18 protein-coding genes are annotated in these 19389 nt (G+C 57.5%); 11 read left to right on the forward strand and 7 right to left on the reverse strand.

Translation table 11 applies throughout. The features are described 5' to 3' along the window. Positions 1-52 precede the first annotated feature (52 nt). From BSK21_RS11870 to topA, 3 genes are all read right to left on the reverse strand, one after another. Positions 53-682 (reverse strand): CoA transferase subunit B, encoded by a 630-nt coding sequence (locus BSK21_RS11870; protein ID WP_067550752.1) that lies wholly within the window; start codon positions 680-682, stop codon positions 53-55. Then, positions 682-1386: a CoA transferase subunit A gene (locus tag BSK21_RS11875; protein WP_067550753.1), complete on the reverse strand. Its 705-nt coding sequence runs from the start codon at positions 1384-1386 to the stop codon at positions 682-684. The genes BSK21_RS11870 and BSK21_RS11875 overlap by 1 nt, the downstream gene beginning before the upstream one ends. Before the next feature lie 147 nt (positions 1387-1533). Then, positions 1534-4122: a type I DNA topoisomerase gene (gene topA / locus BSK21_RS11880; RefSeq protein WP_067550754.1), complete on the reverse strand. Its 2589-nt coding sequence runs from the start codon at positions 4120-4122 to the stop codon at positions 1534-1536. Positions 4123-4280: 158 nt separating this feature from the next. Between topA and BSK21_RS11885 the strand changes: the two genes are divergently transcribed. Further along, positions 4281-4715 (forward strand): hypothetical protein, encoded by a 435-nt coding sequence (locus BSK21_RS11885; RefSeq protein ID WP_067550755.1) that lies wholly within the window; start codon positions 4281-4283, stop codon positions 4713-4715. Here BSK21_RS11885 and dprA read toward each other — a convergent pair. From dprA to tldD, 3 genes are all read right to left on the reverse strand, one after another. After that, positions 4712-5842, reverse strand: coding sequence for a DNA-processing protein DprA (dprA, locus tag BSK21_RS11890; RefSeq protein ID WP_067550756.1), 1131 nt, complete (start codon positions 5840-5842; stop codon positions 4712-4714). The genes BSK21_RS11885 and dprA overlap by 4 nt on opposite strands. A 67-nt stretch (positions 5843-5909) precedes the next feature. Continuing rightward, positions 5910-6353: a hypothetical protein gene (locus tag BSK21_RS11895; protein ID WP_067550757.1), complete on the reverse strand. Its 444-nt coding sequence runs from the start codon at positions 6351-6353 to the stop codon at positions 5910-5912. Beyond that, a complete protein-coding gene (gene tldD / locus BSK21_RS11900) occupies positions 6354-7778 on the reverse strand; it encodes a metalloprotease TldD (RefSeq protein ID WP_067550758.1) in 1425 nt (474 codons plus the stop codon). It lies immediately after the preceding gene. A gap of 188 nt (positions 7779-7966) precedes the next feature. Between tldD and coxB the strand changes: the two genes are divergently transcribed. The 10 genes from coxB to BSK21_RS11950 all read left to right on the forward strand — a co-directional run bounded on the left by coxB (position 7967) and on the right by BSK21_RS11950 (position 16969). Then, on the forward strand, positions 7967-8866 hold the full coding sequence (gene coxB, locus BSK21_RS11905; RefSeq protein ID WP_067550759.1) for a cytochrome c oxidase subunit II: 900 nt from the start codon (positions 7967-7969) through the stop codon (positions 8864-8866). Between the two features lie 100 nt (positions 8867-8966). After that, on the forward strand, positions 8967-9899 hold the full coding sequence (gene cyoE / locus BSK21_RS11910) for a heme o synthase (RefSeq protein WP_067550760.1): 933 nt from the start codon (positions 8967-8969) through the stop codon (positions 9897-9899). Further along, the gene (locus BSK21_RS11915) at positions 9899-10117 is read left to right on the forward strand and encodes a hypothetical protein (protein WP_067550761.1); all 219 of its coding nucleotides are present in this window, start codon (positions 9899-9901) and stop codon (positions 10115-10117) included. Before cyoE ends, BSK21_RS11915 begins: the two co-directional genes overlap by 1 nt. Further along, positions 10114-10710: a cytochrome c oxidase assembly protein gene (locus BSK21_RS11920; RefSeq protein ID WP_067550762.1), complete on the forward strand. Its 597-nt coding sequence runs from the start codon at positions 10114-10116 to the stop codon at positions 10708-10710. The genes BSK21_RS11915 and BSK21_RS11920 overlap by 4 nt, the downstream gene beginning before the upstream one ends. Before the next feature lie 24 nt (positions 10711-10734). Then, positions 10735-11541 (forward strand): cytochrome c oxidase subunit 3, encoded by an 807-nt coding sequence (locus tag BSK21_RS11925; RefSeq protein WP_067550763.1) that lies wholly within the window; start codon positions 10735-10737, stop codon positions 11539-11541. Between the two features lie 94 nt (positions 11542-11635). Next, positions 11636-12316 carry an SURF1 family protein gene (locus BSK21_RS11930; protein WP_067550764.1) on the forward strand — a complete coding sequence of 227 codons (681 nt, stop codon included), beginning with the start codon at positions 11636-11638 and terminating at the stop codon, positions 12314-12316. A 3-nt stretch (positions 12317-12319) separates the two neighbouring features. Further along, a complete protein-coding gene (gene thrC, locus BSK21_RS11935) occupies positions 12320-13708 on the forward strand; it encodes a threonine synthase (RefSeq protein WP_067550765.1) in 1389 nt (462 codons plus the stop codon). Continuing rightward, positions 13705-14970, forward strand: a complete 1266-nt coding sequence (locus tag BSK21_RS11940; protein WP_067550766.1) for a pitrilysin family protein — start codon at positions 13705-13707, stop codon at positions 14968-14970. The genes thrC and BSK21_RS11940 overlap by 4 nt, the downstream gene beginning before the upstream one ends. Continuing rightward, positions 14970-15560 (forward strand): GNAT family N-acetyltransferase, encoded by a 591-nt coding sequence (locus BSK21_RS11945; protein ID WP_067550767.1) that lies wholly within the window; start codon positions 14970-14972, stop codon positions 15558-15560. Before BSK21_RS11940 ends, BSK21_RS11945 begins: the two co-directional genes overlap by 1 nt. Then, positions 15554-16969: an FAD-binding oxidoreductase gene (locus BSK21_RS11950; RefSeq protein ID WP_067550768.1), complete on the forward strand. Its 1416-nt coding sequence runs from the start codon at positions 15554-15556 to the stop codon at positions 16967-16969. The genes BSK21_RS11945 and BSK21_RS11950 overlap by 7 nt, the downstream gene beginning before the upstream one ends. On the opposite strand, the gene hrpB is transcribed toward BSK21_RS11950, so the two are convergent. Further along, entirely contained in the window at positions 16966-19371 is a 2406-nt protein-coding gene (hrpB, locus tag BSK21_RS11955) for an ATP-dependent helicase HrpB (RefSeq protein WP_067550769.1), read from the reverse strand. The genes BSK21_RS11950 and hrpB overlap by 4 nt on opposite strands. Between the last annotated feature and the right edge of the window lie 18 nt (positions 19372-19389).

Below are 19389 nucleotides of genomic sequence, written 5' to 3' on the forward strand. Positions count from 1 at the left end.
GAAACAACTAACACACGCGAAAGAAGAAGGGCGCCCGAAAGCGCCCGTTCCCTTAGTCTACAATCGTCGCCTCGGTCGCGGCCCGAAGCTCTTCTTCGGTGACGCCATCGGCCAGTTCGACGATTTTGAGGCCACCGTCGACCACATCCAGAACCCCGAGGTTCGAGATGATGCGGTCCACCACGCTCTTGCCCGTGAGTGGCAGAGTGCACGCCTTGAGAACCTTCGATTCACCATGTTTGTTGGTGTGATCCATCACGACAACAACGCGACCAACGCCCGCGACGAGGTCCATCGCGCCGCCCATACCTTTGACCAGCTTGCCCGGAATCATCCAGTTAGCGAGGTCGCCGTTCTCGGCCACTTCCATCGCGCCAAGGATCGCCATCGCGATTTTGCCGCCACGGATCATTGCGAACGACTGCGCAGAGTCGAAATAGGCGGTGTGCGGCAGTTCGGTGATCGTCTGTTTGCCTGCGTTGATCAGGTCAGCGTCTTCTTCGCCTTCAAATGGGAACGGCCCCATGCCGAGCATGCCGTTTTCCGACTGAAGAGTCACTTCAACGCCTTCGGGAATGTAGTTCGCAACGAGCGTCGGGATACCGATGCCGAGGTTCACATACCAACCGTCTTGAAGTTCTTGCGCGGCCCGCGCCGCCATCTGGTTACGATCCCACGGCATTATGCGGACTCCTTCTTGCGGGTGGTGCGCTGTTCGATACGTTTTTCGTGTGCGCCCTCAATGATGCGATGGACGTAGATCCCCGGCAGATGGATAGCATCTGGATCGAGCGTTCCTGCTGGCACGATTTCTTCGACCTCTGCGATACAGATTTTACCGCAGGTCGCGGCTGGCACGTTAAAGTTCCGCGCGGTTTTGCGAAAAATCAGGTTGCCCGTTGTGTCCGCTTTCCATGCCTTAACGATCGCGAGGTCGGCAAAGATGCCTTCTTCCATGATGTAGGTCTGACCGTTGAAGTCTTTGTGCTCTTTGCCTTCCGCGATCACGGTGCCCACGCCAGTTTTGGTATAGAAACCGGGGATGCCGGCGCCGCCAGCACGCATACGTTCGGCCAATGTGCCTTGCGGGTTGAACTCCAACTCCAGCTCGCCCGACAGATACTGGCGCATGAATTCGGCGTTTTCGCCCACATAGGACGAGATCATTTTCTTAACCTGTTTGGTCTGCAACAGGATGCCGATCCCAAACTCATCTACGCCTGCGTTGTTCGATGCAAAGGTCAGGTCCTTGGTGCCTGCGTCTTTGATCGCGTCCAGCAAAAGTTCGGGGATACCGCAGAGGCCAAAACCACCGGCCGCGATAAACATCCCGTCAAACAAAAGCCCATCGAGGGCCTCTGCTGCACTACCGTAAATCTTCTTCATTCTCTCCCCCTCTGGGTCCGTATGGGCCACTCTTGGCAAAGAGCCTCCCTCATCATGGCGGTTAGATTACTGAAAAAATCGCCGCTGTCCCGTGGTTTTTTCTGCACCTGCAAAAGAAAGCGGCGAGCCTTGGCCCGCCGTTCTATGTCATTCGTCGCTAGCTGCTTTTTTCGCTGGCGCTTTTTTCGCTGTGGCCTTCTTGGCGGCGGGCTTTTTCGCTGCAGCCTTTTTCGCGGGGGCCTTGCGTTTCTTTCCCGACTTCGCGGCTTTTTCGTTCACCAGCTCAATCGCTTGTTCGACCGTCACCGTCTCTGGGTCTACGTCTTTGGGCAGCGTCGCGTTGACCTTATCCCATTTGATGTAGGGACCATATCGACCCGACATGACCGCCATCGCGCCGCCATCAGGGTGATCACCCAGTTCCTTGAGCGGTTTCGCGGCCTCACGTCCACCACGACCTGCCTTTTTCAGGGCGAGCACTTCGACGGCGCGGTTCATACCGATGTCAAAGACCTCATCCACCTCTTTGAGGTTCGCATAGGTCGTGCCGTGTTTCACAAACGGACCAAAGCGACCGATGCCCGCCTCGACCACAACGCCATCTTCGGGGTGCGGGCCGATTTCGCGCGGCAGGTTCAGAAGCATCAGCGCCTTATCAAGGTCGATAGTGTCTGTCGTCCAACCTTTAGGCAGGCTTGCACGTGGAGGTTTTGGGAAATCCTCAGACGCTTCGCCACGTTGAACATAGGGACCATAGCGACCATCGCGGAGCGAGATTGGATCGCCATCATCGTGACCCAGAAGTTTGCCGTCTGGACCGATACCCGTTTGTTCCATCCCCGGAGGGCCGAACGGACGGGTAAAGCGGCATTCGGGATAATTCGAACAACCGATGAACGCACCACCAGAGCGCGCCGTCCGCATGGACAAACGCCCAGCGCCACAGTTCGGACAAGCACGCGGATCGCTGCCGTCCTCTTTGGCGGGGAAAAGATGCGGTTCGAGAACTTCGTTGATCTTGTCGAGAACCTCAGTGATCCGGAGTTCAGACGTTTCTGCAATCGCCGCCGAGAAATCCTTCCAGAACCGTCTCAGCAGGTCGTGGTAATCCACCTCACCCGCCGACACTTCATCAAGTTCGTTCTCAAGGCTCGCCGTGAAGTCATACTCCACATACTTTTTGAAGTAGTTCGACAGGAAGACAGTGACCAAACGGCCTTTGTCCTGCGGGATCAGGCGACCTTTATCCTTGGTCACATAATCGCGGTCCTGAATCGTGGTCACGATAGAGGCATAGGTGGACGGGCGACCGATGCCCAGCTCTTCCATCTTTTTGACCAAAGTCGCCTCGGTGTAACGCGGCGGCGGCTGGGTGAAGTGCTGCTCTGGCAGAACCTCTTTCTTGTCGGTCTTGTCGCCAGCAGCGAGGAGCGGCAGACGTTTATCGTCGTCATCCACAACGCTATCGTCGCGGCCTTCTTCGTAAACCGCGATGAAGCCTTCAAACAGAACGACCTGACCCGTGGCACGCAAGACAACCTGACCGTCAGCCGATGCGATATCGACCGTGGTGCGTTCCATTTGCGCAGCTGCCATCTGGCTCGCGATGGTGCGTTTATAGATCAGATCGTAGAGTTTTTGCTGATCAGCGTCCGAGATTTTGACCTTTTCGGGCGACATAAACATATCTGTCGGACGAATACACTCGTGCGCTTCCTGCGCATTCTTCGCCTTGTTTTTGTACATGCGCGGGCTGGACGGCAGGTATTTTTCGCCGAACTTTTCCCTGATCGCGTCACGCGCCGCCATGACTGCCTCGGGCGCCATGTCGATGCCGTCGGTACGCATGTAGGTGATCAGACCCGCTTCATACAAACGCTGGGCCGCGCTCATCGCTTGGCGAGCACCCATGCCGAACTTGCGTGATGCTTCTTGTTGAAGCGTCGAGGTCATGAACGGCGGGGATGGGTTACGGTTGGCGGGCTTTGCCTCAACTGACTGAACCGTCAAATCACGGCTCGAAATCGCAGCGGCAGCTAGTTCAGCCTGCGCTGCCGTCGAAATATCAAATTTATCGAGCTTTTTGCCTGCGAACGATGTCAGACGCGCCTCAAACTGCTGACCGCGTGGGTTCGCGAGAACAGCCTTCACGGTCCAATATTCTTGAGGATTGAACGCCTCAATCTCCATCTCGCGTTCAACGATCAGTCGCAGACAAACGGACTGCACGCGGCCTGCCGATTTAGAACCGGGGAGCTTGCGCCACAGAACAGGCGAAAGGTTAAATCCAACGAGGTAGTCCAGCGCACGGCGGGCCAGATACGCCTCAACCAGATGGGTGTCGACCTGACGCGGGTTTTTCATAGCCTCCGTCACGGCGTTCTTGGTGATCGCGTTGAATGTCACGCGGCTAACCGTTGTCGATTTCTTGATCGCGCGACGCGTGGTCAGGGTCTCTTGCAAGTGCCAGCTGATCGCTTCGCCTTCGCGATCAGGGTCGGTTGCGAGGATAAGAACGTCGTCGTCCTTGAGCGCGTCAGCAATCGCCTTAACGTGCTTTTTGCTGTCATTCGCGACTTCCCATTTCATCTCAAAATTGGAGTCGGTATCGACAGAGCCGTCTTTCGGAGGCAAGTCGCGGACGTGACCGTAGGATGCCAAAACCGTGTAGTCCGATCCAAGATATTTGTTGATTGTCTTGGCTTTAGCCGGGGATTCGACAACAACAACTGGCATGGGAACTCCGTAATAAAAGGCTTTGGCGTATGGCGCGGCAACATGTGTGCTATCGCAGTGGAATGTCAATGCACCCATTTCTCACCCTTGATCAAGGTCATAGCGACACTGTCAAAATAACTTCAAACTAAGGTCTGATTGGTTAGGAGGGTATTTTGATGACTTTCAAATTCGTCGCGATGGCTGCACTTGTCGCTCTTCCGATTGGCGCGATGGCAGAGCAAGTGTTCACCCCAGAGCGCGGGACTAGCCTCAGATCCGAGCTGATGAACACCGCCCGCCCTTATGCGGAATCCGTATTCGGCGCACCTGTAGAATTTGTCGTGCACGACCTACTTGTTCAGGGCGACCACGCTTATGCTTGGCTAACAGCACAGCGACCAGGCGGCGGGCAAATTGACCTGACACGAGCACCCGCAGCCAAAGACATCATGTTCGGTGTGAACGACCACACAGATATAAACGTGTTCTATGAACGAAGCGGAGCGGGTTGGCAGGTCTACGACTGGGCCGCGTTTGCGACGGACGTTTGGTGGCAGCGCAAGGACATTTGCGCAGGTTGGGGTGATCTTCTCGAGTACGGTTGCAACTAAAGTCGCGACAGCAAACCACCGACATGCCGTTGGATCGCCCCGTCTAGTTCAAGAGCGATCAATGCGGGTGCAATGAGGTTTGGCGCTGACTTCATGTCTCTGATCAGCTGATCTTCAGCGATTGGCGATGGCCCGAGGCGCGATAAGATTTGCTTGTTGAGCTCCTTGCTGTCTTTGAAACTGCGCTGGGGCTGGGGGTTCGGAGCGAGAGGCAGCTCGGGGGCCTCGTCCACCAATGGCATTAGACCGGCAATCACGTCCTCGGCCCCACGGATCAACGTCGCTCCATCGCGGATCAGCGCATTACAGCCCCCTGCCCGCCCATCAAACGGATGCCCCGGAACGGCAAAGACTTCCCGCCCTTGGGCCAGAGCATTCTCAGCGGTGATCAGACTGCCCGATTTCGCTGCTGCCTCGACCACGACAACCGCGCGACTGAGGCCAGAAATGATGCGATTGCGCGCAGGGAAATGGCGAGCTTGGGGTTGCAGACCGATTGGTTGCTCGGACAACCGCAGACCTTTGGCCCCGATGGCGTGGAACAATTCTGCGTTTTCGTTGGGATAGATAACATCGACCCCACCACCCAACACCGCAACAGTCCCCACCTCAATCGCGGCGTGATGTGCGGCGGCATCTACACCACGAGCGAGGCCTGACACGATGACATACCCCGCCGCCGATAGATCCGCCGCGAGTTTCCGCGCCATCCTCGTGCCCAATGAGGACGCATTGCGGGCACCGACCAGCGCGACCATAGGGCGGGTCAATATGGACGTATCGCCAACCGCCCAGAGGATCGGCGGGGCGTCATCTAGAGTAGCCAGTGACGCAGGATAATCTGGATCGCCAAGGCACAGCATCCGTGCTTTGACAGCGCGAGCCGCCTTGAGTTCTGCATGAATGACGCCTTCGGGACAAATCGCGTAATCGGTGACACCCGCCGCGCGCGCAACCTCGGGCAAAGCCTCTAATGCAACTGCAGCCGAACCATGCTCCGCGATCAGTCGGTGAAATGTCGCGACACCAACCCGTCGGGATCGCAGCAGACGGAGACGGTTAAACCGGTCGGCTTCCGTGGTGGGTGGGAGTGGGGGGTGAGTGGAAGAACGTAGGGTTCCGGTCATCCTGTACTCCGTCTGCTGCAGGTATGGGATACACCCGCAAACTTAAGAAGCCGTAAATTTCGAGGACTTACTCCGGCTTAAATGCTCGGGGGAATTTTAGCCGCAACGTGAGCCAATACGCGAGCGCAAGAACGATCGAGGGGAGAATTGTTAAACGCCACAAATGAAAGTCTGGGAACAGAAATATTGCACCAAGGAACTGGGTAAAAATTGCAACCAAGATTGCGATACCCCATCCAGCCAGACCGATCCTCAAAAGGTAACGTGAAACCGGCACCGCGGTGGCAAAGCCTATCCAAGATATCAATGGGCTCATCGATAAGGGCGTGAAGAGGAAAAACTCTAGTCTGTCCGCAAAATCATTGAGGTAGAGCGCAGGCGTGCGCCGTATCACAAGAGAGAGAACATACCCAATCAATGGGACCGCGACGAACGACGGAAAAACTGCGAGTACCGATGCTGAAATGGGCACGATATTGTGCCCATTTTTGCCACTAAGGAACACGCCCATTTACGACGATGCGCCGCCGACGGTCAGCCCGCCGATCATGAGTGTCGGCTGTCCTACGCCAACAGGAACCCACTGGCCTGCCTTGCCGCAGTTGCCAATACCGGGGTCGAGCGCCATGTCGTTCCCGATGGCACGAATTTGGCCCATCGCGGTCGGGCCATCGCCGATTAAGGTCGCACCTTTCACTGGCGCACCAACAATACCGTTTTTAACGCGGTAGGCTTCGGTGCAAGAGAACACAAACTTGCCGTTCGTGATGTCGACCTGACCGCCGCCAAAGCCGACCGCATAGATGCCGTCCTTTAGATCAGCGAGGATCGCCGCGGGGTCAGCGTCACCACCTAACATATATGTGTTGGTCATGCGAGGCATCGGCAGGTGGGCAAAACTTTCACGGCGCCCGTTCCCTGTCGCCTCAACGCCCATCAATCGCGCGTTCTGACGGTCCTGCATGTAGCCAACGAGGATACCATCCTCGATCAGGACGTTTTTACCGGACGGCGTGCCTTCGTCATCGACGGTGATCGACCCACGACGACCTGGAATGGTGCCATCATCCAGAACAGTCACACCTTTGGCAGCGACCTGCTGGCCGACACGTCCCGAAAACGCGCTGGTGCCTTTGCGGTTAAAATCGCCTTCAAGGCCATGACCCACAGCTTCGTGCAGCAGAACCCCCGGCCAACCCGGTCCAAGAACGACATCCATCACGCCCGCAGGGGCAGCTTCGGCCTCAAGATTTACCAGAGCAACGCGCAGCGCCTCGCGGACGGCAGGTTCCCAGTGATCGCGCGAGATCAGACCGATCAGCCCTTCACGGCCACCACCACCGTGCCCCCCAGATTCGCGGCGCCCGTTCGCATCCTCGACGATGACAGAGACGTTTACGCGGCTCATCGGGCGAATGTCTGTGACGATGGTGCCTTCGGGCCGCAGAATCACGACCTCTTGCAGCGAGGCCGCAAGGGATGCGGTCACTTGAACAACCCGACTATCCAATTCACGCGCGAAAGCATCGATTTCGTTCAGCACGTCGATCTTAGCTGGAAAGGTCGCCTGCGCGATGGGATCAACGTCACTATATAATTTTACGTTCGTAGGCTTTGGGCCGATCGCCAAAGTGCCGCCGCCGTCACCAACCGCAAGACGGGCCGTCGCGACCGCTCTTTTCAGCGAAGATTCGTCGATTGTCGTCGAATGCGCGTAGCCTGCCGTCTCTCCACGCACGGCGCGGAGGCCAAAACCTTCAGAAGAATCGTAGCTGGCTGTTTTGATACGACGATCGTCTAAAGTCAGAACTTCCGCGCGACGCCGTTCGAGAAAAAGCTCTCCGTCATCGGCCCCAGCAGTCGCTTCACGCAACAAAACAAGGGCTTGATCCTGATCTAGGGAGGTTTCGAAGGGGCGGAAGTGATCGGTTTTCATATTTTACTTTCGTGATATTATCTTTGACATAGGTCAAAAAAGGACAATATGCCGCCCTTGTGGTTCTTGAGTTGTGTCGCAGGATATGGGACATGCAACGCTGGATACAATGGGATTCCGGAGATTGTTCTCTTGGGTACCACACTAAGGGGAGGGGCATCAGTGCCCCTAAAAGCACAGGGTTAAAGATGCGATTGACCAATTTTGTCTCCAAGCTTTCCGCTGCCGCTGGCCTTGCACTGGCTGGCGTTGCTGCGAAAGCGCAGGAAGTGAACCAACAACTCGAAGTAATCGGTGCGCCGACACCAGGCGGCATGGGCTTCCAGCCGGCTGCGTCTGAACTCGCACGTGACCTGCAGTGGCTCGACGGTATGATCCTCGGGATCATCACCGTTATCACCCTGTTCGTCGTGGCTCTGCTGGCTATCGTGATTGTGCGCTACAACCGCCGCGCAAACCCGACGCCGGCAACATTCACCCACAACTCGCCGCTGGAAATCGCTTGGACCGTTATTCCGATCGTTATTCTGGTGTTCATCGGTGCGTTCTCGCTGCCGATCCTGTTCAAACAGCAGGAATTCCCTGAAGGTGACATCACCATCAAGGTCACCGGCAACCAGTGGTACTGGTCTTACGAATACGTTGATGATGGCGTTGCATTCGACAGCTACATGATCGGTCACCCATCTTCGGTTCCGATGGGCTACGAAGGTCCGGAAATCGCTCCGTTCGTTCGCGACGACGCTATGGACGCTCTGATGGAGAACTTCGGCTACGATCCGTCGCTCTTTGCTCTGGCAACCGACACTGCGATCGTTGTTCCGGTTGGCGCAACTGTCGTGATGCAGGTCACTGGCGCGGACGTGATCCACTCCTTCGCTCTGCCGGCAATGGGCGTAAAACAGGACGCCGTTCCTGGCCGTCTGGCACAACTGTGGTTCGCACCTGAAGTCGAAGGCATCTACTTCGGTCAGTGTTCGGAAATCTGCGGTAAAGACCACGCTTACATGCCGATCACTCTGAAAGTTGTCAGCCAAGAAGCCTACGACGAATGGCTGGCTGCTGCGAAAGAAGAATACCCGGCCTAATCGCCGAGTGGCAGGGCTTGTCCCCGCCGACCACAGAACACGAACGGGCGGGATTTCCCGCCCTTCGCTTCACCCCATTACCTCGCAGGAAGAGCCGCGAATGACCGACGCAAGCTTGCCAGAGACCACCCGCGAAGCCAGCATGGGCGATTACGTCGCTTTGCTGAAGCCCCGCGTGATGTCGCTCGTGGTGTTTACCGCGCTGGTTGGTCTGATCGTGGCTCCTGTGCCTGTGCACCCCTTCATCGCTTTTGTTGGCATCTTGTGCATCGCAGTAGGCGGCGGCGCTTCGGCGGCGTTGAACATGTGGTGGGATGCTGACATCGACCGCATCATGAAGCGCACTTCGAACCGCCCGATCCCCTCGGGTCGCGTTCAGCCCGAAGAAGCACTGGCCATCGGTCTTGCGCTCAGCGGGTTTTCGGTTGTGCTTTTGGGTTTGGCGTCGAACTGGCTGGCGGCTGGTCTGCTGGCGTTCACCATTTTCTTTTATGCCGTCGTCTACACGATCTGGCTGAAACGCTCGACACCGCAGAACATCGTGATCGGTGGTCTCTCTGGTGCGCTGCCGCCGATGATCGGCTGGGCGGTTGCAACCGGCAGCATCACCATCGAATCGGTTCTCATGGTTGCGCTGATCTTTATGTGGACCCCACCGCACTTCTGGGCGCTGGCGATCTTTGTTAAGTCCGACTACGGCCGCGCTGGTGTGCCGATGCTGACCGAAACACACGGTCGCCGCGTCACTCGCAACCACATCATGGGCTACATGATCGCGCTGATTCCTGTGTCGATGGCTATCGTATTCACTTCGATCGGCGGCTGGGTCTACCTCGCAACCGCGATTATCATGAACCTGTGGTTCCTCAAGGCATGCTACGCCGTATGGCGCCGTGACGAAGAGACCGCAGAGGCAGACAGCTTTGCCGCCGAACGTTCGGCGTTCAAAGTCTCGCTCGCCTATTTGTTCCTCCATTTTGCAGCCCTGATGATTGATGCAGCTCTGCGCACTCAAGGGATCGGAAGCTTCTAATGACTATCCGCGTTGAACACGAACTTCATTCACGTCGCAAAGGCCGTAACTACGGTCTGCTCATCCTGCTGCTGGCTTTTGTTGGCTTGGTCTTTGGCCTGACCGTGGTCAAAGTCCTCGAACTGGGCGATGCCCGTAAATTCGAAAGCAACGATCACGTTTTGCGTCCGGCACTTTTGCCGATGGATACCCCTGCAACAACGGAGGCTAGTCAGTGACACTGTTCCCAAACCTTCAAGGCGCTAAACGCACTGTGGTCCAACTGGTGACAGTTGTGGTCGTCATGGGTGCGTTGTCTTGGGCTTCGGTTCCGTTTTACAGCTGGTTCTGCAAGGTCACGGGCTTTGGTGGTGCGACAAATGTCGTCGAAACAGCAAGCGACGTGATCCTCGAACGCGAAATGAAAATCCGCTTCGACGGCTCGACCGATCCATCTTTGCCGTGGTCGTTCAAACCCGTTCAACGCGAAATGACCGTGAAAATCGGCCAAACCGCCCTCGCCTATTACGAAGCGACCAATACCTCGAACCGCCCCGTTGCAGGTCAAGCCACCTATAACGTCGTCCCTTATGAGGCGGGTGGTTTCTTTGATAAGATCGAATGTTTCTGCTTTACCGAACAGGTTCTGCAGCCAGGTGAAACCGTGGTTATGCCCGTGAGCTTTTTTGTAGACCCCGCGATCGTTGACGATCGGGACGCAAAATACGTGCATACAATCACGCTCAGCTATACATTCTTTGAAATCCCGCTGCCGGACCAAGACACGGCAGCACTGTCCGATACGGCACCCGCCGAAACCAAACTTAACTAAAGACCAGCCGCAGGGAACACTGACATGGCTCACGCTAAGAACCACGACTACCACATTCTTCCGCCGTCGATCTGGCCGTTCACTTCGGCTGTAGCGGCCTTCATCATGCTGTTCGGCGCCGTCATGTGGATGGCAAACGACACGCCTTGGATGTTCCTGATCGGCCTCGTTGCGTCGCTCTACTCGGCAGGCGCATGGTGGGCTGACACCGTGAAAGAGAACAAAGCAGGCGACCACACTGCGGTTGTTCGCATTGGTCTGCGCTACGGCGTGATCCTGTTCATCATGTCCGAAGTTATGTTCTTCGCGGCATGGTTCTGGGCGTTCTTTAAAACCCAAATGTACCCGATGTTCACCTACGAAGGCACCTCCTACGTAGAGCCGTCCATCGTCCCGGTTGATGCTTTCCACCTGCCGCTGATCAACACCCTAATCCTGCTCTGCTCTGGTGCTGCTGTGACTTGGGCACACCACGCGCTGGTTCACGAAAACAACCGCAAAGACCTTATCCAAGGTCTGACGATCGGTATCATTCTCGGCGTATTCTTCACCATTCTTCAGGTTTACGAATACTACGAACTGATCGTGCACATGGGTTGGTCGCTCTCGGGCGATGTGTTCTACAATACCTTCTTCATGGCAACTGGCTTCCACGGTTTCCACGTCGTCATCGGTACGATCTTCCTGACTGTTTGTTTGATCCGCGCAACTCGCGGTCACTTCTCGCCTGAATCGCATGTCGGCTTCGAAGCAGCCGCTTGGTACTGGCACTTCGTTGACGTTGTATGGCTGTTCCTCTTCGCAGCAGTCTACATCTGGGGCCAAGCCTAAGGTTTGCGCAGGCGGGACTTGACCCGCCGCCCATGACAGGACAATGACCGCGCGGGGACTGCCTCGCGCGGTTTCGTTTACAAAGGACGTTCGGATGCGCCGAATTCTCTTCTTGTTGACCTTTGGTTTGGGTGGCTTGGCCGTCCTGCTGTCGCTCGGCACATGGCAGATGCAACGGCTCGACTGGAAACAGGAACTCCTCGCTGAGATGGAGAGCCGCATCGCGGCCCCTGCGATCCCCCTGCCCGCCGCCGCGACCGAAGCGGACGACGAGTATATCGCCGTGACGCTAACGGGCACACCAACGGGTCAAGAGCTCCATGTTCTGTCATCTGGCTCTGCTGCGGGCACGGGATACCGCGTGATTTCGGCATGGGTCACCAATGATAACCGCCGTATCATGGTGGATATGGGCGTCATGCCGCTGGAAGCAAAATCCATCGCACCAGCACTGGCCGAACAGACCATCACAGGTAACCTATTTTGGCCTGACGATGCGGCAGCGACGTCCCCTGCCCCAGACCTCAACGCGAATATCTGGTTCGCTCGCGACACGGCTGCGATGGCAGAAGCTCTGGGCACAGAGCCACTCATGGTCGCCCTGCGCACAACGACCGCGCCTGACCCGCGTGTGACCATCGTTCCCGTAAGCACAGCGGGGATCAAAAATGATCACCGCGAATATGCAATTACTTGGTTCCTGTTGGCCTTTGTTTGGGCTGTAATGACTGGGTATTTCCTCTACCGCTCCTCCAAAGATTCTAAGAAGGACTGACCGATGCGCTATATCTCGACCCGTGGACAGGCCCCCGCCCTTACGTTTGAAGAGGCGATGATGACTGGCCTTGCCCGTGATGGCGGTCTCTATGTCCCTGAAACCGTCCCGACGATGACCGAGGACGAAATCGCTGCGCTGGCTGGAAAGTCCTACGAAGAGATCGCCTTTGCTGTGATGAAGCCGTTTGTGGCAGATACCTTCACCGACGAAGAGTTCAAAGGTCTGATCGCAAAAGCCTACGCTGGGTTTGGTCACGATGCCCGCGCACCGCTAGTACAATTGGCGCCGAACCACTTCCTTTTGGAACTGTTCCACGGCCCAACCCTCGCGTTCAAAGACTTTGCAATGCAGCTCATCGGCCAGATGATGCAATTCGCGCTGGCCCGTTCAGGAAAACGCATCACCATCGTCGGCGCGACCTCGGGCGACACAGGCTCTGCCGCGATTGAGGCGTTCCGTGGTCTGGACAACGTGGATGTGTTCATCCTCTTCCCGCATGGCCGTGTATCCGAGGTGCAACGCCGCCAGATGACCACCCCGTCGGAATCGAACGTTCACGCGCTGGCGGTTGATGGTGACTTTGACGATTGTCAGGCCGCACTCAAGGACATGTTCAACGACTTTGACTTCCGTGATGAGGTCCACCTCGCGGGTGTGAACTCGATCAACTGGGGCCGCGTTCTGGCGCAGGTCGTTTACTACTTCTCCTCCGCTGTGAGCCTCGGCGCGCCGCATCGCAAAGTGTCCTTCACTGTGCCCACAGGCAACTTCGGTGACATTTTCGCGGGCTATATCGCTAAGAAGATGGGCCTACCGATCGACCGTCTGGTCGTCGCGACGAACCAGAACGACATTTTGCATCGCACACTGGCAACAGGCGTTCAAAAGAAAGAGGGTGTGACCCCGTCAATCAGCCCGTCGATGGATATTCAGGTTTCGTCCAACTTTGAACGTGCGCTGTTCGATGCCTATGGCCGTGACGGTGCTGTGACCGCTCAAGCGATGGCAGACCTCAAGGACAAAGGGGAATTCACTATTTCCCAAGGCGCCTATGACATGCTCAAGGACACCTTCAACTCTGGCCGCGCGTCCGAGGATGAAACCCTCGACACCATCGGCGCACAGATCAAAGCGTCGGGCGAACTTCTCTGCCCGCACTCGGCTGTTGGCGTGAAAGTGGCCGAGGGTTTCCTCGGCGCGACCCCAATGATCACATTGGCAACCGCACACCCCGCAAAGTTCCCAGATGCCGTGGAAAAAGCGAGCGGCATTCGCCCGCCTCTTCCCCCGCGCATGGCAGACCTGTATGACCGTGATGAACGGGTCACACGCGTCGCCAACGACATGGACGCCCTGCAAGCTATCATTCGGGAGCGTCGCGCGCGTTGACCATCCGCACTCACACACTATCCAACGGCTTCCGTATCGTAACCGAAGCCATGCCCAGCCTGAAATCTGCCTCTATCGGCGTTTGGGTTTTGGCAGGTGGACGCCACGAACGGATCGAACAGAACGGCATCGCGCATTTCCTTGAACATATGGCGTTCAAGGGAACGACGAACCGCACTGCGTTGCAGATTGCCGAACAAATCGAAGACGTAGGCGGCTATATCAACGCCTACACCAGCCGCGAAATGACGGCCTATTATGCGCGCGTCCTCGAAGAGGACGTGACGCTTGGCCTCGACATCATTGGCGATATTCTGATGAACCCAGTGTTCAATCCCCACGATGTGGATGTTGAACGTGGTGTGATCCTACAGGAAATCGGGTTGTCGTACGACACACCTGACGACATCGTCTTTGATTGGCTGCAAGAAGCGGCCTACCCTGATCAGCCGCTTGGCCGCACCATCCTAGGTCCGTCTGAGCGTGTGTCCGCGTTCCAGAACCATGACCTACAAGGGTTCATGGATGAACATTACGCACCTGACCGCATGATCCTGTCGGCTGCTGGAGCCGTGGACCATGATGCGATCGTTAAACAGGCCGAAGCGATCTTTGGCGGGATGACATCGCGTCCAAACCTCCAGACTGTTGTTCCAGCAAAGTTCCGCAGCGGCGAAAAGCGTGAACTGAAAGCGCTAGAGCAGGTCCATTTCACATTGGGCTTTGAAGGTCCGGACTACCTGGGTCGGGACATTTTTACCGCACAGATTTATTCGTCGGCTCTGGGCGGCGGTATTTCCAGCCGTCTGTTCCAAGAGATCCGCGAAAACCGTGGCCTGTGCTACTCGATCTTTGCTCAGACCGGCGCCTATGCCGACACGGGCATGATGACGATCTATGCGGGCACATCCGCAGACGACATCGCGCAGCTATCGCAGATCACAATGGACGAGATGAAGCGTGCTGCGGACGACATGTCCGAGGCAGAAGTCGCTCGTGCCCGTGCGCAAATGAAGGCTGGTCTGTTAATGGGGCTGGAAACGCCGTCAAACCGCGCGGAACGTCTGGTCCATATGCTCTATTCCAAGGGCCGCATCATCGACCTCGAAGAAACCGTAGCGATGATCGACAACGTTTCTGTTCAGGACGTGCGCGAATTTGCGGGCAAGATGGCGGGGGAGGCAGAAATGGCAATGGCGATCTACGGCCCTGGCCATAATACACCCGATCTCGACACTCTGAAATCAAGGCTAGCTGCATAATGCTGGGTAGGCGTCGCAAGGTCAGGCTGGAAACAGACCGCATGACATTGCGGCTGCCAGATCACGGCGACTGGCGCCAGTGGGCGGACCTTCGGCAGGAAAGTCGCGAGTTTCTAACTCCTTGGGAACCCGAGTGGTCCAAGGACCACCTGAGCCGCAAGGCCTTTACCAACCGTGTGTATTGGTCCCAACGGTCGCTCGCCAATGGCACTGCGGTTCCGCTGTTCCTCATTCGCCGTGAGGATCAGGCGCTCCTCGGGGCAATCACCCTCGACAATATCCGCCGTGGCCCTGCCCAAGCGGGCACCGCAGGCTACTGGATCGGCCAACGCTACGCCCGAAACGGCTATATGCGCGAAGCGATTGATGCACTGGTACATTACGCCTTTGTCGAACTGGACCTGAGCCGGATCGAAGCCGGCTGTTTGCCCGAAAATACTCCCTCGCGCCGTTTGCTCGAAAGCTGCGGTTACAAATACGAGGGGGTGGCACAAAGTTACCTCGAAATTAACGGACGCTGGCGCAATCACGTCCTTTACGCAAACCTCCGCGCGGATCGCCGCGGGAAGGCAAATCTAGGCCAATGCTGAACTCTGCTGACGATACTTTTGTCACCCTTCTACAATCCACCATCCCTGATCTGGTGATTAAAGACGATACGGACCCCTACCTAAGGGAACCGCGCGGGCGGTTCATGGGGACGGGCGTCGTTGTTGCGCCGTCCAGCACGGCAGAGGTCTCTGAGATCGTCAAACTCTGCGCTGCGCATAAGGTTGGCATCATCCCCTATTCTGGCGGCACTGGATTGGTCGGTGGTCAACTGATGGAAGACGGGCCCGTGCCCGTTGTCCTCAGCCTTGAGCGGATGAACCGTATTCGTGACATCTACCCGACAGAAAACGTGCTCGTCTGCGATGCGGGCTGCATTTTGGCGGAGGTTCAGGCAGCGGCAGAGGGCGTAGAACGCCTGTTCCCTCTCTCGCTCGCCTCTGAGGGATCGGCGCGGATCGGCGGGCTCCTTGGCACCAATGCGGGCGGGTTGAACGTTCTGCGCTATGGCAACGCACGCGCTCAGGTTCTGGGACTTGAGGTCGTAACGGCGAGCGGGGAGGTCTGGAACGGCCTTACCCGATTGCGCAAAGACAACACCGGCTATGACCTGCGCGACCTGATGATCGGGTCCGAGGGCAGCCTCGGCATCATTACCGGCGCCGCACTGAAACTCTCCCCGCGCCCTGCAACGCATGGCACGGCGCTGATGGTCGTGCCGTCTCCTGCGTCTGCGCTCGAGCTGTTGGCGCTGGCTCAGGCGCAAATCGGCGAAGGCATCTCTGCCTTTGAACTGATGAGCAAACAGGGCATCGCATTTTTGGATGAGGTCGGCCCAGAGGTCGCGAAACCTTTTGCCGAGACACCAGAATGGTTCGTCCTAATCGACCTCGGTTTACCCGCTGGGTTCCACCCCCAAGAAGCGCTTGAGTCGCTATTTGTCACTGCGTCTGAGGCCGATCTGGTCAGCGACGGCGTGATTGCACAGTCCGAGGCCCAGCGTCAGGCGTTTTGGGCGATCCGAGAGAGCATCCCCGAAGCAAACCGCCGCATCGGGTCGATTTCCTCACATGACATCTCTGTGCCGCTGTCGAAAATCCCTGACTATATCGTCGAGGCCACCGCTGCACTCGCGCAGGTCGGTGAATTCCGCATCAACTGCTTTGGGCATTTGGGCGACGGCAACCTACACTTCAACGTCTTCCCAACCCAAGGCCGAACCCGCGCGGATTATGAAAACCTGCGCGGCGCGATAAAAACGACCGTCCACGACATCGTTCACAAGTTCGACGGGTCGGTCAGTGCCGAACACGGGATTGGGCGGCTCAAGGTCGATGACCTTGAGAAATATTCCGACCCGATGAAACTATCGATGATGCGTGCGATCAAGAATGCACTAGACCCGCAGGGCATCCTGAACCCCGGTGCGGTTCTGCGCGCGCGGGATTAACGGGCGCGCGGTTTGGCCCGCAAGGTCGGGTCGGCCGTTGTCGGATCTTCGGGCCATGGGTGTTTGGGATATTGGCCACGCATGTCTTTGCGCACATCGGCGTAGGAATTCGCCCAGAAACCAGGAATATCCATCGTGACCTGCACAGGCTTTTGACCGGGTGATAGCAGCGTCACACGAAGCGGCGTTTTCCCAACGGTCGGATGGCGCGTGACGCCAAACATTTCCTGCAATCGCAGTGTGATCTGCGGATGTTCCCCGTCGTAATCAATCGGAATTTTACGCCCCAGCGGCGTTTCAAAATGCGACGGGGCCGCTTGATCCAGAACCTGTAACTGGTCCCACGACATCATTCCGCGCAGGGCGTCATGCGGGTTGAACCGCTTCCAATCGTCCGCAGAGCGCACTCCGTTCAGGTGAGGCAGCAACCAATCCTCTAGTCCCGCCATGAGGCTATCCGTGTCCATCGAGGGCAAATCAGCGCCACCCGCGCGCACCAGTTCGACCCGCGCACAGAGACGCGCCGCAGCCCCATCCAATCGCAGACCAAGGTCACGTACGCCATCCAGCATCGCACGGGCAATCGCCTCTTCGCTGGCCTCGGACCACTGCCGATCATCGAGTGGGAGCGCACCAAACATCTCAACGCGACGTGTTTTCACCCGACGGTCCCGCTTGGACCATTCGCACACGTCCGTCCATGCGATCTGATCCGCAAAGAGGCCACGGAGTTCGCTTTCTGAAATGGCCAGCGCCTGACGGATTTTGGCCTCACGCGGATTTCCGTCGAGGTCGGTTGCGACAATCAACCGTTGCCCAGCGAGGCCATCGCCATCTGGCATCACGGCCCCTTTGCCCCCCGACAGGATATAGCGTGGCGCATCGCCCGACCGACGCAGCCCGATACGGTCAGGATAGGCCAAGGCCGCCATCTCTGCGGGTGACAACCTGGGCTTTTCCTCGGCCAGCTGGGCAAAGCGTTTTGCCTCGACCTTGATCCGATCCAGCACGCTTCGGTTTACGTTTCCTTCACTTGTTCGGATGGCCCTCAGTCGCAACATCAGATCCGTTTGCCCGCCAATCATCGGATCGCGGTCCGCCAAAAGCGCGGCCAAAGGCGCTGCCTGTTTACCCGCAACCGCCAGCATATGGGCGAGCCGTGGGTGCAGCGGCATCGCCGCGATAAGCCTGCCGTGATCCGTGATCCGACCGTCAGCGTCTAACGCGCCCAGTTGATGCAAAAGCGCCTGCGCCTCGGCTATGGTTCCCTCGGGCGGAGGGGTCAGGAACGGCAAATCAGCCGCGCCCCACAGCGCCATTTCCAAGGCAAGGCCCGCCAAATCGGTCGCTTCGATCTCTGCTGGTGGGAAGGCCTGCAACGCGCCGTCTTCGCCTTTGGTCCAGAGGCGGTAACACGTGCCAGCAGCGACACGACCTGCGCGGCCTGCACGCTGCGTCGCTTCGGCCTTTGACACGCGTTCGGTGACAAGTCGCGCCATGCCAGACGACGGGTCATAACGTGACCGTCGCGCACGACCCGCATCGACGACAACACGAATATCCTCAATCGTCAGCGAGGTTTCCGCGATAGAGGTCGATAGAACAATCTTCCTCCCGCTTGAGACAGGTGCGATCGCGGCACGTTGCTGGGCAAAGGGCAGCGCACCATAGAGCGGGCGAACTTCGCATTCTTTGGGCAAACGCCCCTGCAGCGCGGCCTCTGTCCGACGGATTTCACCTTCACCGGGCAGGAACACCAAAACGCCGCCCTCAGTCTGGGCCACAGCGTCAACGATCAAATCCGCAGTTGCCGCTTCAAGGCGGCGGGCTTTGTCGAGAGGACGATCCAAATAGACCAGATCGACGGGATAAGCACGCCCCTCTGAGGTGATCATCGGGGCGTTGTCCAACAACCGCGCAACAGGTTCGGCATCCAGCGTCGCGGACATCACCACCAAGATCAAATCATCTCGCAAGGCTTGCCGAATTTCCCACGTCAGCGCGAGGCCGAGGTCTGCATTCAGGCTGCGTTCGTGAAATTCGTCAAAGATGATCGCACCAATCCTCGTCAATTCGGGGTCAGATTGGATCATGCGGGTCAGGATACCTTCGGTGACAACCTCGACCCTGCTGCCAGCCTTGCTATCGCCGCGCATACGGTAACCAACTGTCTGGCCCGTCTTTTCACCTAGCTGTTCCGCCAAGCGTTCCGCCGCTGCGCGGGCCGCAAGGCGACGCGGTTCGAGCATGATGATCTTGCCATCGGTGATAGACGCATCAAGTAGCGCCAATGGCACCCGCGTGGTCTTACCCGCGCCCGGAGGAGCCTGTAGCACGGCGCGACCTTCGACGCGGAGCGCGTCGATCAGGTCAGGCAAGGCGGAGTCGATGGGAAGTGTCATATCAGGTGTTTAGGGGGC

The organism is Marivivens sp. JLT3646 (assembly GCF_001908835.1).
GTDB lineage: Bacteria > Pseudomonadota > Alphaproteobacteria > Rhodobacterales > Rhodobacteraceae > Marivivens > Marivivens geojensis.

Coding starts and splice junctions, on each gene's coding strand:
- tldD (WP_067550758.1), bottom strand. CDS start 7,778: ATGAAAACCGATCACTTCCGCCCCTTCGAAACCTCCCTAGATCAGGAT.
- BSK21_RS11885 (WP_067550755.1), top strand. CDS start 4,281: ATGACTTTCAAATTCGTCGCGATGGCTGCACTTGTCGCTCTTCCGATT.
- BSK21_RS11895 (WP_067550757.1), bottom strand. CDS start 6,353: ATGGGCGTGTTCCTTAGTGGCAAAAATGGGCACAATATCGTGCCCATT.
- hrpB (WP_067550769.1), bottom strand. CDS start 19,371: ATGACACTTCCCATCGACTCCGCCTTGCCTGACCTGATCGACGCGCTC.
- BSK21_RS11875 (WP_067550753.1), bottom strand. CDS start 1,386: ATGAAGAAGATTTACGGTAGTGCAGCAGAGGCCCTCGATGGGCTTTTG.
- cyoE (WP_067550760.1), top strand. CDS start 8,967: ATGACCGACGCAAGCTTGCCAGAGACCACCCGCGAAGCCAGCATGGGC.
- BSK21_RS11950 (WP_067550768.1), top strand. CDS start 15,554: ATGCTGAACTCTGCTGACGATACTTTTGTCACCCTTCTACAATCCACC.
- BSK21_RS11925 (WP_067550763.1), top strand. CDS start 10,735: ATGGCTCACGCTAAGAACCACGACTACCACATTCTTCCGCCGTCGATC.
- dprA (WP_067550756.1), bottom strand. CDS start 5,842: ATGACCGGAACCCTACGTTCTTCCACTCACCCCCCACTCCCACCCACC.
- coxB (WP_067550759.1), top strand. CDS start 7,967: ATGCGATTGACCAATTTTGTCTCCAAGCTTTCCGCTGCCGCTGGCCTT.
- BSK21_RS11870 (WP_067550752.1), bottom strand. CDS start 682: ATGCCGTGGGATCGTAACCAGATGGCGGCGCGGGCCGCGCAAGAACTT.
- BSK21_RS11945 (WP_067550767.1), top strand. CDS start 14,970: ATGCTGGGTAGGCGTCGCAAGGTCAGGCTGGAAACAGACCGCATGACA.
- thrC (WP_067550765.1), top strand. CDS start 12,320: ATGCGCTATATCTCGACCCGTGGACAGGCCCCCGCCCTTACGTTTGAA.
- BSK21_RS11930 (WP_067550764.1), top strand. CDS start 11,636: ATGCGCCGAATTCTCTTCTTGTTGACCTTTGGTTTGGGTGGCTTGGCC.
- BSK21_RS11915 (WP_067550761.1), top strand. CDS start 9,899: ATGACTATCCGCGTTGAACACGAACTTCATTCACGTCGCAAAGGCCGT.
- topA (WP_067550754.1), bottom strand. CDS start 4,122: ATGCCAGTTGTTGTTGTCGAATCCCCGGCTAAAGCCAAGACAATCAAC.